This window comes from Sinorhizobium sp. 8-89 (genome assembly GCF_030124325.1).
In the GTDB taxonomy this organism is placed as follows: Bacteria; Pseudomonadota; Alphaproteobacteria; order Rhizobiales; family Rhizobiaceae; genus Sinorhizobium.
In genome coordinates, this window is sequence record NZ_JASKLR010000001.1 from 732,807 (window position 1) to 748,814 (window position 16,008).

Genomic DNA, 16,008 nt, shown 5'->3' on the forward strand with positions numbered 1-16,008 from the left:
GAGTCCCTCCGTCCGGATAGCAGAAAGCCACTAAGAAACGCTTACGTTGTAAGGAGCCGTCCCCCCTTCACCAGTCGCATTGCCCACCAGTTCGCGATATAGCCGCATTACACCTTTCGTCATGACCGATGACGCGAAGCGGGACTTGAACGCTTCGGGATCCGGCATCATCCTTGCGGCCCAGTCCTGCTCGACAATCGCGGCAGCCATGATCGTGGCGAGCGACTCCACGCTGGGTTCGGCAAGTGCGCCGCTATCGGCGCCGAGGACCTCCGGGATCCCGCCAACCCGCGTTGCGATGAGCGGTTTGCCGGCGGCGAGTGCCTCGAGGACGATGTAAGGCATCGATTCCGCCCGCGACGGGATGACGACCGTGCGTGCGAGTGCGAAGGCTTCCCTCGCCTTCATCGCCGGAAGCATATTGATGCGCCGCCCCAGCCCCTTGCGCAGTCTCATCTCTGCGTATTGCTGCTGTTGCGGCCCGTCGCCGATCATCAAGGCGGAGAGGGGGCGGCCGGCGATCCGCTCGGCCGCCGCAAAACTCTCCACAAAAAGATCGGGACCCTTGAGGTCCCGCATCATGCCGATATAGAGGAAATCCACCGCGCCGGGCGTGACCGCTACGGGCTCGAATTCGCGGTCGTCGATGCCGTTATAAATCAGTTCGTTGTGACCGGGCGGCCGGCCGACCTTCGTGAAATAGGTCTGGCGCTCGTAATCGCAGACGAAGACGAGCGCGTCGGTGAGGCGCTCCTGCAGCCGTTCGAGCCGGAAAATCGCTCGACCTTTCAACGATCTTGAATCGTAATGGAGGCTGCCGCCATGGGGCGAGTAGAGGCGGGCTACGCGATACTTGTTGACCCGCAAGGCTGAACCGATGGTGCGCGCAAGGACGCCGCCCTTGGCGCCGTGCCCGTGCAGCACATCCGGTTGCAAACTTCTGATTTCCTTGTAGCTGCGCCAGAGCGCGACAATATCGGACGGTCCGATGGCGCGATGAATGGGCAGGCGAACGACGCCGAGCGCCAGGTAGGGGCGGATCGCATCGAACAGGGCGTCCTCGTAGGCGCCGCCCGTCGTGCTGTCGCACAGAATCCCGACCTCGTGTCCGGCATTCGCGTGGGCTTCGGCAAGATCGCGCACGTGGCGGAAGATGCCGCCGACCGGCGACCTGAAGCAATGAAGGATGCGCAGTGGACGTTCGCTGTGCATGGATGTCAGAACAGCCGTTCGCGGACGTAGATCGTGTCGCCGGCCAGGACCGGATCGGAAATCGGCACGCGGCCGGTAACGATGCGGCCGTTGATCTTGCGGGTGATGTCGGCGTTCGACTGATTCGCGCGCGGCGAGAAGCCGCCGGCGACCGCGATCGCATTCTGGACCGTCATGCCGGGGACGTAGCTATATTGGCCCGCCTGGCCCACTTCACCCATGATGAACACCGAACGATAGCGGTCCACCTCAATGGTGACGTCCGGATCCCGGAGATAGCCTTCGCGCAGCTTTGCGGCGATCATGCCTTCCAGTTCCGGCAGTGTATGGCCGCGCGACGGCACAGCACCGATCAGCGGGAAGGCGACATAGCCGGCCTGGTCGACGGTATAGGTGCCGCTGAGGCCGGCCTGTTCGAACACGTTGATGCGAAGGCGGTCGCCGCTGTCCAGCCGGTAGGGCTGGATGGTGGCCTCGCTGAAAGCTTTGGGAGCCGGCTGGTAGCTCGTGCAACCGCCGACCAGTGCCGACAATATCGCCAACGCGATAGCGCGTGCTGTCTTTTTGCCTGCGGTCGACATGCGGGTCTCGGGCTCCGGAAACGATCACCTCTGGCGACGTTATCGATCCGTTAGGGTTAATAGCCGGTAAACTCGCCCGAGAATTTTGAAGGGACGTTCGGCAAGGCGCACCACCTTATGGTTGCGCCGGGAATTAACTCTTGCGTTACCATGTTCCTTTACTTTCCGGCCGGATGAGGAACCTTCGGAGTTGAGGCATGTCGGGCATCGGCGGCGGGCAGCAGGATGTGGATATCGATCTCGGTGGGCTCTTCCGCGCCGTTTGGGAACGGCGTACGCGGCTGTTGCTCGCGACGGTTTGTGTCGCGGCCGCCGCTTTCGTAACCGCGAAGATGATCGCTCCGCAGTACCAGAGCGAGACGCGACTGCTGATCGAGTCGCGTGAACCGGAGTTCAGCGGCTCGAACCAGCTTGCGCAGACGGGATCCGACCGGGTTTTCGATGAATCCGGCATTTCAAGCCAGGTCCAGGTGCTGCGTTCCGCCGATTTGATCAAACAGGTCGCGCGCAACATGAAGCTGCATGAACGCAGGGAGTTCGATCCTTCTGCCGAACCTTCGGCCCTTTCCGATCTTCTGGTAATGCTCGGCGTGAGGAAAAATCCACTCGACTTGCCGCCCGAGGAACGGGTGCTGAAGGAGTTCGACTCCAAGCTGCAGGTCTATCAGGTTGAGAAGTCACGCGTGATTGCCATTGCTTTCACTTCGGAGGATCCCAAGCTTGCGGCCGCCATCCCCGATGAGATGGCGAAGGTCTATTTTTCCCTGCAGAGTGGCGCCAAACTCGATTCCAATTCGGAGGCGAGCCGTTGGCTGGAACCGGAAATTGCGAATCTTCGCGAGAAGGTGCGCGAGGCCGAGGCGAAAGTTGCAGCCTACCGTTCCTCCTCCGGCCTGTTGCCGACCGGCCAGACGGAAAACTTTGCCACGCGCGAGCTCACCGATATTTCGAGCGAGCTCGCCCGCGTGCGCGGAGAGCGGGCAAATGCCGAAGCGCGTGCGAAGGGTGTGCGCACGGCGCTTGCCGACGGCCGCGCGCCGGACACGCTGACCGAGGTCGCCGGCTCGCAGATGATCCAGCGGTTGAAGGAAAGCGAAGCCGCTGTCCGGGCGCAGATTGCGGACCTGTCGACGACATTGCTCGACGGCCACCCGCGTCTCAAGGGCTTGAAATCCCAGCTTGAAGGCATCAACCAGCAAATCCGCGCCGAGACCCGCAAGGTCCTCGTCAGCCTGGAGAATGAAGCCAGGGTTGGGCAGCTGCGCGAAGAGCAGTTGCTGCAGCGGCTCAACACGCTCAAGGCGCAATCCGCGCAGGCGGGGGAGGAAGAGGTTGGCTTGCGGGCACTGGAGCGCGAAGCGACCGCGCAACGGCAGCTTCTCGAAACTTATCTCGCCCGCTACAGGGAGGCGACCTCGCGTACGGTTGCGAATGCAACGCCGGCGGATGCGCGCGTGATTTCGAATGCGGTCGTTCCGAGCAACCCGGACTTCCCGAAAGCAGTGCCGATCACGGTAGTCGCGGCGCTTGCCACCTTCCTCGTCGGTTGCGTCGTCATCATGCTCGGCGAACTGTTCAGCGGACGGGCGCTGAAGCCGGTTTCCAGCGCGGAACCGGAAGATTTCGGACAATTGACACCCGTCTTGGCGGAACCCGAGCCGGCGGAGCCGATGCTGGTGCTCGCCGACGCGGCGGAACAGGACCTTGAACCAGAGAAGGATACACAACCAGCGGAAAGCGACTTCACGATCGAGTTCGTTGCCGCTCACCTCCTCGATCGGAACGTCCGGATCGCCGTTTCCGTTTCGCCCGGCGGCGACGAGGGATCGACGGCGACCGTCATGCTGGCGCGGCTCCTGGCGGAGGAAGGGCAGAAGGTCGTTCTCGTTGATCTTACCGGCTCGGCTTGTCCGACGCGGCTCATGGCGCAGTCGTCCTCGCTGCCCGGTATAACCAACCTGCTTGCCGGCGAAGTCGCATTCACCGAATCGATACATGCGGACCGGTTCTCCGAAGCGCACATCATTCCCCATGGAAGTGCCGACGCGCGGACAGCAATGCGCGGGATCGAACGGTTGCAGATGATTGTCGATGCGCTCACCAATGCCTATGATCTGGTTCTGGTCGAGTGCGGCCCGGCCGACGCCACCGCCGTGTCCAGGGTTGCCCGGCGGGAGGTAACCGAGATCATATTGTCAGCCTCGTCCGTCAGCGATGAACGGATTGTGGAACTCTTGACCGACCTTGGCGAGGCCGGCTTCCGCAACATCGTGCTGATGACCCGACAGCGCGAGAGCGACCCGGACTTTCCCAATCGCCGCGCGGCATGAACACAGAGAATACGTCCTCGGGGTATCCCCGCGCGGTTCGGATGCTCAGTCCTCGTCCATTGCATCCGCAGGCTTCAGCGTTGATTGACGCCGCTGGCGCAACCGCTGCACGAACGCGTAGGATGCCTTGTTGGCTTTGATCACGCGCTTGGCAAGAATCGCGCCGCGATGGATGTAGGCCGCGAGATATCCGCGGAGCGTCACGGGCAAGACGATGTCCCGCAAGGGCGTTTCAATCGTGCACCACGACCGTTTGTAGGGCTGATCGCCGATCCCAAAATCGAAAAGCGTGACGTCTTCCGAACACAGCCGTTCGATGATCCGGTAAAACAACAATTCTCCCGGACTGCTGTCGGCGGCGATCCCTTCGTCAATCGAGCCGAACTGGCAGATGACATGGTCGCCTTTGCGCGAAAGGCCGGCGATCGCAATGATCCGACCCTCGTGCTCGCCCTTGAGGCGAATGGCGTTGAGCTCGAGCAATTGCCCATCCGCCGCTTGACCAGGTTCAGCGAGCGCATGGAAGAATGCGCGGGTATCGGCATCACGAAACACATCCGGCAGGCCGTGCGCCTCGAAACGCGCCGCCTTCTGCTGGAAGAAGGTTTCCAGCAGAAGGCGCGCTTCCGATGCCTCCAGGGCAACCACGTAGTCGTAGCCGCCGAGGGCGGCGAGACGCCGCTCCGATATGCGCATCTTCTTGCGCCGCCGCTTTGCGTTGAGCTGCGCCAGCGTCCGTTCGATATTCCCCAGCAGCGGCAGTTGGAATGAGGCGTCGGCGTTCTGTAAGGCGGGCAGGTCGGCGAGCGGATGAGCTTTCCCGCGCCACCTCGCTGGTGTCTTGTCGAGCGTGACGATATCCGCGAACACTCGCAGTTGGCGTTTGATCGCGACGGTCAGCGCGCGCATCAGTTCTGGAGGTGGCGTTGCATCCTCTTCGGCAAACAGGCCGGTGTTCAGATTGCTGTGATCGGATCCGATCAACCGGGCCGTGCGGAAGAAGCGTCCGCTGTCGATCTCGAGCGGCAGGAGAAACAGCAATTGTCGGCCGCGCGCAACGCGAACGAACAACGTTCGGCTCGCATGCGTTTTCCGCCATGCGGCGCACCAGTCGAAACTCTGGTGCAGCGAATTCTGGCTGTTCTCGTCCAAAACGCGCCATTCCGTCTCGAGCGCGGCCATGTCCTCGTGGAGGGAGACGGTGATAGTCCCGGTGTCTTGCGTTTCCGAACAATGGGTCGAGGCGCGATCGCTCGGCTGCGGATCGTTCAACGAGGTTAAAGTGAAACAGGCATTCGTCATCTCATCCACCGTTCGGAAGCCGGATCGTGCGTCCATTGAAACGCAGACGTCGCTACATTCAGCTTAATTTCGAGCGAGGTCGCGGGCTCCTTTTCGGGCGACAGCAGAATGCAGTTAGCAAAGCATGAAGGGCACCGAGCGAAGTCGTATTCCGCACGCGGTTGGAAACTCTCGCCTGCTGCGCTAACTTCACGCCGAACGATGGAGGGATTGATGCGCCACTAAAGAAGGTCCGGACATCAGCGGAGTGCCGTGCGGCCGGACCGCAGCGAATCCACACGCTTTGACGACCTTTCTTTCGAGGAGCATCTCTTGCCAGTCACGCCGTCCGCGCCGAACCCCGGCGACAAATTTCCCGTCGCGGAGTTTCGACGCATTGGTTTTCTCAAGGATATCGTGCGTTCATCCCTCATTGATGTCGGGGATTACAGTTACTACGACGATCCCGACGGACCTGAGCGCTTCGAAGAAAAGTGTGTTCTTTACCACTACGACTTCATCGGCGACCGCTTGGTGATCGGGCGATATTGCGCAATCGCCACCGGTGCGCAGTTCATCATGAACGGAGCCAATCACGCTCTCGGAGGCTTCTCGACCTTTCCCTTCGGCATCTTTCCCGGCGGTTGGCGGGACGGCTCTGATCCTGCCGCCTTTGCCAGCGGCTATCGCTGCAACACGGTCGTCGGCAATGACGTCTGGATCGGCATGGATGCGACGGTCCTGCCAGGGATCACGGTTGGCAACGGCGCCATCGTCGGCATGAAGTCGGTGGCTTCGAAGGACGTACCGCCCTATGCGGTGGTGGCGGGCAATCCTGTACGCGTCGTCAGGATGCGATTTCCGGCGGACACGATCGACGGATTGCAGGCGATTGCCTGGTGGGACTGGCCAGTCGACACGGTGACGCGAAACATTGCCGCAATCACCGGCGCAGACCTCCACGCGCTCGAACGCGCGCAATAGAGGTCAATCGAGAAAACCAGTTGCGAGAGCCTTTGCCCATTCGGGGCGATTGCGACGCGCGGCAAGGCGCGACATCGCCATGTGGTCATAGCGCACGCAACGGAACGTGACATTCCAGTCGCCGGCAATGTGCTCCACGATGGCATAGCGCGCATCCGGCGAACCGGTTTCGACCTTGTGGAGAACAGGCTCATCATCGTCGTAAGCGGGGCAGCCGACGCTGCCGGGATTGACGACGAGTCGGCCGTCCGCGAGCCGCACGGTCCGCGGAATGTGCGTATGGCCGCAGAGGATCACAGGATAGCGGATGCCGGCGGCGAAGCTCTCGATCATGTCGCGCCCCGCCATGTGAACCACGCCATCGGCCGTCAGCTTTTCCAGCCAGTAAGTCTCGTCGCTCCGCGGCGTGCCGTGACAAAGAAAGAGCGCATCGCGGTAGACCAGGGTTTCAGGCAAGGCGGCAAGCCACGCAAGGTGATGCGGTTCAAGCTCGTCGTGCGCGGTACGGTCAGAAGGTCCCATGCGCGCGGGATCGAGCGTCAGGAGATAGCGATCGTGGTTGCCGCGGATCGCGGGCATATTGTGTTTCGTCAAGATGTCCGCGGTAAGTGCGGCGTTGAGCGGGCCGCTCAGATGATCGCCGAGATTGACGATCTCGCCGATACCCTGTGCTGCGACGTCGGCAAGCACCGCCTCGAGCGCGAGGTCGTTGCCGTGAACATCGGAAATCACCGCGATTCTCATCTTATGCCTCGGCAATCAGCGGTTCCTGGCGGGCTTTTCCATCCACTTGATGATCAGCATCGCGGGAAGGATCCACAGCAGGCCCGTGAGGAAGAAGTAGAGCAGATGCACCCACCAGGGCGATGCGCCGAGCAGCAGCGAAGCGAAGGTAACCGCCGCCAGCGCGTAAACGACGACAAGGATGATGATGAGGATCGTGCCGATCAGTTTTCTGAGGCGTACGGGCATTTCATTTCTTTCGGATGGCTGCGCTTCACTACAGCGTCCGCGCGTCTCTGGAAACACGCAAGGGATGCTGTAGCACTTTGAATTGCTGCATGTTTTTGTCCTTAAATCGACTACGATCTGAGGAAACATGCAGTAGCCGCGACGGCATGCCGCAAAGGCTTTGGCCTTGTTTTGCACGGCGCTCTGGTGCAAATCAACGGCTTTCCGGGGCGGCCGAGCGAGAACCTTGCCGCAGGCATGGCCGCGTCCCGGCAGGAAGTGAGGAAAAGCCATGGCCCACGCCGAGTTGGCAACAGAACAGACGCTCCTGAAGGAGATGGGCAGGACAGAGCGTAACCGCCGGCAGATTCGCGGTTGGCTCGCGGTCGTTCTCTTCGCCCTGTTTGCCTTGGTGCTCGTCGGCGGTGCGACACGGCTCACCGAGTCCGGTCTTTCCATCACCGAGTGGAAACCCATTCACGGGGTCATACCGCCCCTTACCGCCGAGGAATGGGAAGAGGAGTTCCGGCTCTACCAGCGCATTCCGCAGTATGAACAGCTGAACAAGGGCATGACCGTCGAGGAGTTCAAGACGATCTTCTGGTGGGAGTGGGCACACCGGCTGCTGGCACGCACCATCGGCGTGATCTTCGCCTTGCCACTGTTCTTCTTCTGGGTAACGGGTCGCATCGAGCGACGCCTTAGATGGCCTCTTCTAGGCATTCTGGCGCTCGGCGGGTTCCAGGGCTTCATCGGCTGGTGGATGGTTTCCTCCGGCCTCGTCGAACGCACCGAGGTCAGCCAGTACCGGCTTGCCACGCACCTCGTCATCGCATGCCTGATCTTTGCCGGCTGCATGTGGATCCTGCGCGGCCTTTGTCCGCACTCCGGCGATGCGGCGCCGACGAAGAAATCGCGATCTATGGCGGCCTTGCTCGCTGTCATGAGCCTGTTCCAGATCTATCTGGGCGCGCTGGTGGCGGGTCTGGATGCGGGTTTCACCTACAACACCTGGCCGCTGATGGACGGCTCGATCGTCCCGCAAGGGCTGTTCGTGCAGCAGCCGGCCTGGATCAATCTCTTCGAGAATCCCAAGACCGTTCAATTCTTGCATCGTGCCGGCGCCTATTTGCTGTTCGCACTGGCACTGATGCACATGATTGCTTCGTTGCGGGCGGCGCCGGAAACGACGCATGCGCGCCGCTCGGTCGTTCTCTTCGCCTTGATGACGATCCAGGCGGTGATCGGCATCACCACCCTCGTGCTGCAGGTGCCGATCGGCTGGGGTGTGCTGCATCAGGCGGGTGCACTGGTCGTGCTCGGTTTCGCAATCGCGCATTGGCGAGGTTTCGTCGGCGAATATCCGAAATCGACGGCGATCGAACTCCGCGCCTGATGGGCCCTGAATGGTCAAAGAAAAACCCCCGGGCTGGAAAGTGCCGGGAGTTCTGTTTTTCTATCCTGTCAGGCTGAAAGCATCAGGTCCATGTTCTGGACCGCTGCGCCCGAGGCGCCCTTGCCGAGATTGTCGAGCACGGCGACGAGATTGACGTGCGTGCCGCCGCTCGTGCCGAAGACGAAGAGCTTCATCGTGTCCTTGCCGGCAAGCTCCGTCGCGTCGATACGCGCGAGTTGCGCGCTTTCGGCAAGTGGAGCGACCTCGACGATCGACTGACCGGCATAGTGCTCGACGAGCGCCGCATGAATGCTTTCAAGCGTCGCGCCGGCGGCGAGATCATCGAGATACAGCGGCACCTGCACGATCATGCCCTGCGGGAATTTACCAACCGACGGCGAGAAGATCGGAGCGCGTTCGAGCAGGCCATGCATCTTCATTTCCGGCACGTGCTTGTGCTTGAGCGTCAGCCCGTAGAGGAAATGCGGCGCGCTGATGTGGTCCGGGTTCTTCTCGTCCTCCATCTGCGCAATCATCTGCTTGCCGCCGCCGGTATAGCCGGAGACCGCATTGACGGTAACCGGGTAGCCGTCCGGCAGGATGCCGGCCTGGCGCAGCGGCCGGATCAGGCCGATGGCGCCGGTCGGATAGCAGCCTGGGTTGGCGACATGGCGCGCTTCGCGGATCTTGGCGGGCTGCGCCTTGTCCATTTCGGCGAAACCATAGGCCCAGTCGGGCGCGACACGATGCGCTGTCGACGTGTCGATGATACGTACCCGGTTGTTGCCGGCGACCATCGACACTGCCTCGCGCGAGGCGTCGTCAGGCAGGCACAGAATGGCGATGTCGGCATCGTTGAGCAGGTCTTCGCGCATCGCGGCGTTGCGGCGCTCCGCTTCCGGGATCGACAGCAGTTCGACATCCGTACGGCCGGCCATGCGGGTGCGGATCTGCAGCCCGGTGGTGCCGTGTTCGCCATCGATGAAGATCTTCGGTTTCATGATTTACCTGTTCCTGCAGACGGTTACGGAAATTTCCGGAATCAGTCTGACATAGAATTGAATCAGTTTCTTGCTGCATGTTTCCTTAAATCGTATCCCATTTTAAGGATAAAAACATGCAGCGATCAAAGTGCTACAGCGTCCTTTGCGCGTCTGATCAGACACGCGGCGCTGTAGCGGTCGCTGCGAATCAGCCGCGCCTTTCCGCGAGCCATTCGGCACGCAGGCCCAGCATATACATGGCGATGGTCGAGCCAGCAATGGCGGTCATGTCGGCGTGGTCATAGGCGGGCGCCACTTCGACTACGTCGCTCCCGGCGATGTAGAGAGCGCCGAGCTTCCGCAACACCGAGAGGATTTTCGCGCTGGACGGACCGCCGGCGACCGGTGTACCGGTGCCGGGCGCGTAGGCTGGGTCAAGGCAATCGATATCGAAGGTCAGGTAGGCGGCCTGGCTGCCGACATGCCGGACGATCGTATCGGCGATCTCCTCGGCGCGCATTTCCTCGATCTCGTAGCCATAGACGATTCTGATTCCGCAATCCTCGGGGGCGTGCGTCCTGATGCCGATCTGGATCGAACGCTCCACGTCGATTAAACCCTCTCGTGCGGCGCGGCCGACAAAGGAGCCATGGTCGAGGCGGCCTTTCTCGTCCGGCCAGGTATCCTGATGGGCATCGAACTGAACGAGGGCAAGGGGACCATGCAGGGCAGCGTGGGCCTTGAGGATGGGATAGGTGACGAAATGGTCGCCACCGAGCGTCAGCAGATAGGCGCCGGATTTCAGGATCTTCGCCGTCTCGCGCTCGATCGTCGCGGGCGTCTTGGCGTGGTTCCCGTAGTCGAGCAGGCAATCGCCATAGTCGATCGTCGCCATGTCGGCAAAGAGATCGCGCTCGAACGGATATTGCGGATCGTTGTCGAAGATGGCGGAGGCTCGGCGGATCGCTTGCGGCCCGAAGCGGGCACCGGGACGGTTGGAGGTCGCTGCGTCGAAGGGAATGCCCCAGACGACGGTGTCTACGCCTTTCAGTTGCTTGGTGTATTTCCGCCGCATGAAGGAAAGCATGCCGGCATGGGTCGGATCGGACGCCGCTGCCGTCAGTGATCTTGCCGTGATCGCGTGGTCGATTGTCTTGTTTGCCATGCCCGTCGCTCGCCAGATTGACGGGACGTTGGACAATCGATGCCGGCAAGGCAATAGCTTGCCGGCAAAATCATGTGCATTCTACAGCGCCGCTCGTCTTTAGACGCCCAAAGGACGCTGTAGCATTTTGAGTTGCTGCATGTTTTTGTCCATAACTCGGGTACGATTTAGGAAACATGCAGTAGGGTAGATCCTCAGGATGCCTTGGCCTCGAAGGTCGGCGCAAAATCACCAAGCCTCTTGGCTTCATTGATCCGAGCCGTGATGTCCTCCTCGATAATCGCTTCGAGCTGGGCGAAGCTGTCGATGACATAGTAGATCGGCTGGACGATATCGATGCGGTAGGGCGTGCGCAGAACACTCATCAGATCGAAGGGGCGGAATTCGCAGTCCATCGTCTCCATCGCATGGCGCGTCTCGCTCGTTGACGAGACGATCCCCGCGCCGTAGCAGCGCCGGCCCTTCGGTGTGTTGATCAGGCCGAACTCCACCGTGAACCAGAAGAAGCGGAACAGGTGCCACGAATAGTCCTTGCCGAGCTTGACCGCCTTTTGGCCGAAGCGTCGGACGAAGTTGGCGTAGCTCCGGTTGGTCAGCAGCGGGCAATGGCCGAAGACTTCGTGGAAGAGGTCCGGTTCCTCGATATAGTCGATGTGCTCCCGCCGGCGCATGAAAGTCGCAAGCGGGAACTTGCCCTGCGACAGGAGTTCGTAGAAGCGTGAAGGCGGAATGAGCGCTGGCACGCCCTCGACGCCGAAGCCCGTGGTTTCGGCGAGCCGCCGGTTGACGTCCTTGAGCTGTGGGACATGGTCCGGATTGAGGCCGAGAGTCCGCACGCCTTCGAGATATTCGTCGCATGCCTTATCGGCAAGCAGCTTCATTTGCCGCCGATAGAGTTCGCCCCAGACCGCATCCTCCTCCGGTGTGTAGAGATAGGTGCCGTCCGGTTCGGGCAGCTTCGCGGTGTAGGTGCTTTGCTTGGTCATGACGGCTCCTCATTCGTCAGAACAGATTGCTGTTGCAATTGTATCCCCAACGGGCTGAGTATTTGTTTCACAGTTGCCGGTTGCCGGCTTCCTGACGGGAGGAAATTTCGAAATGCCGTCAGATTTGAAGGAAACGTTCCAACCGTTGCGCCGATTGCTTCGCTTGATCCAGGCTGACGGCGGCCAGTCGCTCGCGGAGCTGGCGGAAAAGGCCGGGATGTCGCAAAGCTCGGCCTGGCGCCGGCTGCAGGAACTCGAGGCAGACGGCGTGATTCGCAAGCGTGTCGCGCTCCTCGATCCGGCAAAGCTGGACCTGAAGCTGTGCATCATCGCCCATGTGACGCTCGAGGATCACCATGACGAGGCGATCGCCTCTTTCTCGGCCGTGGTCAGGGACAGGCCGGAAATCATGGAATGCTACGCGCTCTCCGGCACGTTCGACTACATGCTGAAGATCCGCGCCGCCGACGTCGAGAGCTACGACGCATTCATGACGCGCTACCTGATGCGCAACCCGCATGTGCGAACGGTGGTGTCGAGCTTCGTGCTGAGGGAGCTCAAGTCGACCACGGAACTGCCGATCTGACTCTTTGAAATCAAGCAACGAAAAAGGCCGGGACATGCCCGGCCTTTGGATGTGCAGTAACTGCCAGCGATTAACGCTTAGAGAACTGGAACGAACGGCGTGCCTTTGCACGGCCGTACTTCTTGCGCTCGACCACGCGGCTGTCGCGGGTGAGAAAGCCACCGCGCTTCAGAACGGAGCGCAGGCCCGGTTCGAAGTAGGTGAGGGCCTTGGCGATGCCGTGGCGAACGGCACCGGCCTGGCCGGAGAGACCACCACCGGCAACGGTCGCGTCGATGTCGAACTGGCCGTCACGGGCAGCGGCGACGATCGGCTGCTGCAGGATCATCTGCAGAACCGGACGGGCGAAGTAAGCCACATAGGGCTTGCCGTTGATGGTGATCTTGCCGGAGCCAGGCTTGACCCAAACGCGGGCAACGGCATCCTTGCGCTTGCCGGTCGCGTAGGAGCGGCCCTGCGCGTCGACCTTCTTGACGTGAACCGGAGCAGCCGGTTCCGCGGTCGTGGCGATATCCTTGAGAGCGGAAAGGTCAGCCATTATCAGGCGCTCCTTGTGTTCTTGCTGTTCAGCTTGGCGACATCGAGGACGGTCGGCTGCTGTGCTTCATGCGGGTGGTTGGAGCCGGCGTAGACACGCAGGTTCTTCATCTGACGACGGCCGAGCGGGCCGCGCGGAACCATGCGCTCAACGGCCTTCTCGATGACGCGCTCCGGGAAGCGGCCTTCGATGATCTGGCGCGCGGTGCGCTCCTTGATCCCGCCGGGATAGCCGGTGTGCCAATAGTACTTCTTGTCGGTGTACTTCTTGCCGGTGAGGACGGCCTTCTCGGCATTGATCACGATGACGTTGTCGCCATCGTCAACATGCGGCGTGAAGGTGGCTTTGTGCTTGCCGCGCAGGCGGTTTGCGATGATGGAAGCGAGGCGACCGACAACGAGGCCTTCGGCGTCGATGATGATCCACTTCTTCTCCACCTCTGCAGGCTTCTGAACGAAGGTTGCCATATCTAAACTCTTTCGTTGGACCCGGAAGCGTAGCGCCGGGCTTTTCTTGTTGCTTGGTTTGACCCGCCGGGGCGGGCCAAAAAAGAAGGCGGCCCGAAAGGGACCGCGATCTGCGCGCAGCTTATACGGAAGTGTGAAAAAACCGTCAAGGGTGTCTTCTTGCGAGACTTAAAAGAATGTGCAGAAAAATCAAGTGGTTATGTGTGTGGTGTGAAAATACCACAATTTAACGCGGCGGAATCGAGTAAGTCGCGGTCGCGTGGGCAACCAGTTCCTCCCCACCGACGGGCGTTATGGAAGCGTCGAGGACGGCAAGCCGTTTGCCGAGTTTCAGGATCCGGCAGGTGCATTCGAGCGGCTCCGGCTCCGGTTTTCTCAGGAAGTTGATGTTGAGGTTCGTGGTGACGGCAAGAGCAATCGGGCCGATATGTGCAATCAATGCGATATAGGCGGATACGTCGGCAAGAGCGAACAACGTCGGCCCGGACACCGTGCCGCCGGGACGAATATGGCGTTCGTTCGGATCGAGCCGCATCGTTGCAAAACCCGGCCCGGTAGCGGTCACGGCGAAAACCTTTCCGTCCGTATGGACCTGCGGAAAGTCGGTATCGAGGAAGCTGTTTAACTCTTCGACTGTCATGATAGGCTGCAGCTTCATCGCTATCCTCCTCTTTCATGCCCTCGTTACAGGATCTTCGTGCCGATCGCGCAAGCCGGAAAATGGTCTTAGGGTTGAAAGAGCGGCCACGGCGGCGTACCACGCGTCACCCACGGATACCATTCGGAGAAGGTCATGGCGGACGTCGTCTCATTCAGGAAGGAAGAACCGAACGGCTTGCTGCTGCGCGAGGCAAACGGCCCGGTCCTGCGGCTGACGCTCAACAATCAGCCGGCGAATGTCCTTTCGATCGCCCTGATGGAAGCGCTTCTGGCCGAGCTCGAGGCGGCCGCCTCCTCAAAGGACATCAAGGTGATCGTGATTGCGGCCGCGGGCAAGCTCTTCTCTGCCGGCCATGATCTCAAGGAAATGACGTTGCATCGCGCCGACGAAGATCGCGGCCAGGCCTTTTTCGAGCGCACGATCCGGCTTGCTGCAGACCTCATGCTGAAGATCACCCGGCTACCGCAGGCGGTGATCGCCGAGATCGACGGTTTGGCGACGGCTGCCGGCTGCCAGCTGGTGGCAAGCTGCGATCTGGCGATCTGCACCGACAGCTCGACGTTCTGCACGCCCGGCGTGAATATCGGTCTGTTCTGTTCGACGCCGATGGTGGCGCTCTCGCGCGCGGTGCACCGCAAGCAGGCGATGGAGATGCTGTTGACGGGCGAGACGATCGATGCCGCCACGGCCAAGGATTTCGGGCTCGTCAATCGCATCGTGCCGCAGCAGTATCTGCGCCAGGTAGTCGACAAATACGCCGCCATCATCGCCTCCAAGTCGCCGCAGGCACTGAAAATCGGCAAGGAAGCTTTCTATCGGCAAGCCGAAATGCCGTTGGCCGACGCCTATGATTATGCGGTCGGCGTGATGGTCGAGAACATGCTTGCCGGCGATGCGGAGGAGGGCATCGGAGCCTTTCTCGGCAAGCGCATGCCGGAATGGAAAGAGGACTGATCGTCAAGCAAGTCTAAGGAGCAGGGCGCCGAGCGCTATGACGGAAGCGGCGGCGATCCGCCAGACGCTGACCCGCTCCTTGAGGAAGACGACAGAGATCACGACCGCGAAGAGGATCGACGTTTCCCGCAGGGCCGCGACCGTTGCAACCGGCGCCTTGGTCATCGCCCAGAGCGCGAGGCCGTAGGCGCCGAGCGATCCAGCCCCGCCGATCAGCCCGCGCCACCAGTGCTGGCGGACATGCCGCAAGACCGGTTTCACCCCGCGCCGGATGAACGCCCAGGTGAAGAGAAGCACGGGCGGCAGCAACGCCATCCACAGCGTGTAGGAAATCGCATTGCCGGAAATCCGCGCCCCGATGCCGTCGACATAGGTGTAGCACGCAATCACGCAGGCATTGGCGAGCGCCAACAGCATCGCGTGCTTGCCGCCCTTGCGGGATTCGAGGGCGAGCGTCAGCACACCGACGGAGATCGTCATGATGCCGGCGACAGCCCCGCTGCTCAGTTCCTCGCCGACAACAATGCTGCTCGTCGAGGCGACGATGAGCGGTGCGACGCCCCGCATCAGTGGATAGACGAGACCGATGTCGCCGGCACGATAGGATGCCGCAACCAACTGAAAATAGACGAACTGGAAGACTGCCGAGGCCAGAATAAAAGGCCACGCCCCGGCATGCGGCAACGGTAGCAGGGGGAGAAACGGAACTGCCACGGCGGCCGCGCCAAGCGCCACCATCGCGGCATCCAGCGACTTTTCCGAGCCCGCCTTGACGAGTGCGTTCCAGGTTGCGTGCAGAAGCGCCCCGAAAAGGACAAGCACGATAACGTCAAGTGGCAAGGTGAACCTCGGCGGGACGATGTGGAACGCTTGGGGGTTGTGGAGCGGTGCCGGACGAAATGCAATGGGATTCCATCAACCGACGGTGAAATG

Annotated in this window: 17 protein-coding genes; 5 read left to right on the plus strand and 12 right to left on the minus strand. The window is 61.2% G+C overall.

From position 1 onward, the window contains the following. Window positions 1-30 precede the first annotated feature (30 nt). Both QN219_RS03580 and QN219_RS03585 read right to left on the minus strand, forming a co-directional pair. Window positions 31-1,212: a glycosyltransferase family 4 protein gene (locus tag QN219_RS03580; protein WP_283998004.1), complete on the minus strand. Its 1,182-nt coding sequence runs from the start codon at window positions 1,210-1,212 to the stop codon at window positions 31-33. A gap of 5 nt (window positions 1,213-1,217) precedes the next feature. Continuing rightward, window positions 1,218-1,793: a polysaccharide biosynthesis/export family protein gene (locus tag QN219_RS03585; protein WP_173510302.1), complete on the minus strand. Its 576-nt coding sequence runs from the start codon at window positions 1,791-1,793 to the stop codon at window positions 1,218-1,220. 197 nt (window positions 1,794-1,990) lie between these two features. On the opposite strand from QN219_RS03585, the gene QN219_RS03590 reads away from it, so the two are divergent. After that, the gene (locus QN219_RS03590) at window positions 1,991-4,123 is read left to right on the plus strand and encodes an exopolysaccharide transport family protein (RefSeq protein WP_283998006.1); all 2,133 of its coding nucleotides are present in this window, start codon (window positions 1,991-1,993) and stop codon (window positions 4,121-4,123) included. A 45-nt stretch (window positions 4,124-4,168) separates the two neighbouring features. Here QN219_RS03590 and QN219_RS03595 read toward each other — a convergent pair whose 3' ends face one another. Beyond that, window positions 4,169-5,305, minus strand: coding sequence for a GNAT family N-acetyltransferase (locus tag QN219_RS03595; RefSeq protein WP_283998269.1), 1,137 nt, complete (start codon window positions 5,303-5,305; stop codon window positions 4,169-4,171). Window positions 5,306-5,737: 432 nt separating this feature from the next. On the opposite strand from QN219_RS03595, the gene QN219_RS03600 reads away from it, so the two are divergent. Next, window positions 5,738-6,388 carry a CatB-related O-acetyltransferase gene (locus QN219_RS03600; protein ID WP_283998008.1) on the plus strand — a complete coding sequence of 217 codons (651 nt, stop codon included), beginning with the start codon at window positions 5,738-5,740 and terminating at the stop codon, window positions 6,386-6,388. A 3-nt stretch (window positions 6,389-6,391) separates the two neighbouring features. Here the strand turns inward: QN219_RS03600 and QN219_RS03605 are convergent, their stop codons facing one another. Then, a complete protein-coding gene (locus tag QN219_RS03605; RefSeq protein ID WP_283998010.1) occupies window positions 6,392-7,132 on the minus strand; it encodes a metallophosphoesterase family protein in 741 nt (246 codons plus the stop codon). A gap of 15 nt (window positions 7,133-7,147) precedes the next feature. Then, on the minus strand, window positions 7,148-7,360 hold the full coding sequence (locus QN219_RS03610) for a DUF2842 domain-containing protein (protein WP_283998011.1): 213 nt from the start codon (window positions 7,358-7,360) through the stop codon (window positions 7,148-7,150). Window positions 7,361-7,631: 271 nt separating this feature from the next. On the opposite strand from QN219_RS03610, the gene QN219_RS03615 reads away from it, so the two are divergent. After that, window positions 7,632-8,735, plus strand: a complete 1,104-nt coding sequence (locus QN219_RS03615) for a COX15/CtaA family protein (protein WP_283998013.1) — start codon at window positions 7,632-7,634, stop codon at window positions 8,733-8,735. A gap of 68 nt (window positions 8,736-8,803) precedes the next feature. Here the strand turns inward: QN219_RS03615 and argC are convergent, their stop codons facing one another. The 3 genes from argC to QN219_RS03630 form a co-directional block, all read right to left on the minus strand. After that, a complete protein-coding gene (gene argC, locus QN219_RS03620; protein ID WP_283975949.1) occupies window positions 8,804-9,736 on the minus strand; it encodes an N-acetyl-gamma-glutamyl-phosphate reductase in 933 nt (310 codons plus the stop codon). A 190-nt stretch (window positions 9,737-9,926) separates the two neighbouring features. Further along, entirely contained in the window at window positions 9,927-10,883 is a 957-nt protein-coding gene (gene speB / locus QN219_RS03625; RefSeq protein ID WP_283998016.1) for an agmatinase, read from the minus strand. 194 nt (window positions 10,884-11,077) lie between these two features. Beyond that, entirely contained in the window at window positions 11,078-11,869 is a 792-nt protein-coding gene (locus tag QN219_RS03630) for a phenylalanine 4-monooxygenase (RefSeq protein WP_283998017.1), read from the minus strand. Window positions 11,870-11,981: 112 nt separating this feature from the next. On the opposite strand from QN219_RS03630, the gene QN219_RS03635 reads away from it, so the two are divergent. Next, window positions 11,982-12,455 (plus strand): Lrp/AsnC family transcriptional regulator, encoded by a 474-nt coding sequence (locus QN219_RS03635; RefSeq protein WP_173510292.1) that lies wholly within the window; start codon window positions 11,982-11,984, stop codon window positions 12,453-12,455. 70 nt (window positions 12,456-12,525) lie between these two features. Here the strand turns inward: QN219_RS03635 and rpsI are convergent, their stop codons facing one another. From rpsI to QN219_RS03650, 3 genes are all read right to left on the minus strand, one after another. After that, window positions 12,526-12,993: a 30S ribosomal protein S9 gene (gene rpsI, locus QN219_RS03640; RefSeq protein ID WP_173510291.1), complete on the minus strand. Its 468-nt coding sequence runs from the start codon at window positions 12,991-12,993 to the stop codon at window positions 12,526-12,528. Between the two features lie 2 nt (window positions 12,994-12,995). Beyond that, window positions 12,996-13,460 carry a 50S ribosomal protein L13 gene (gene rplM, locus QN219_RS03645; protein WP_173510290.1) on the minus strand — a complete coding sequence of 155 codons (465 nt, stop codon included), beginning with the start codon at window positions 13,458-13,460 and terminating at the stop codon, window positions 12,996-12,998. A gap of 226 nt (window positions 13,461-13,686) precedes the next feature. After that, window positions 13,687-14,118, minus strand: a complete 432-nt coding sequence (locus QN219_RS03650) for a PaaI family thioesterase (RefSeq protein WP_269276637.1) — start codon at window positions 14,116-14,118, stop codon at window positions 13,687-13,689. A gap of 135 nt (window positions 14,119-14,253) precedes the next feature. Here QN219_RS03650 and QN219_RS03655 point away from each other — a divergent pair, with 135 nt between their 5' ends. After that, window positions 14,254-15,075, plus strand: a complete 822-nt coding sequence (locus tag QN219_RS03655) for an enoyl-CoA hydratase (RefSeq protein WP_283998019.1) — start codon at window positions 14,254-14,256, stop codon at window positions 15,073-15,075. Window positions 15,076-15,078: 3 nt separating this feature from the next. Here the strand turns inward: QN219_RS03655 and QN219_RS03660 are convergent, their stop codons facing one another. Next, window positions 15,079-15,915, minus strand: coding sequence for an EamA family transporter (locus tag QN219_RS03660; protein ID WP_283998021.1), 837 nt, complete (start codon window positions 15,913-15,915; stop codon window positions 15,079-15,081). Between the last annotated feature and the right edge of the window lie 93 nt (window positions 15,916-16,008).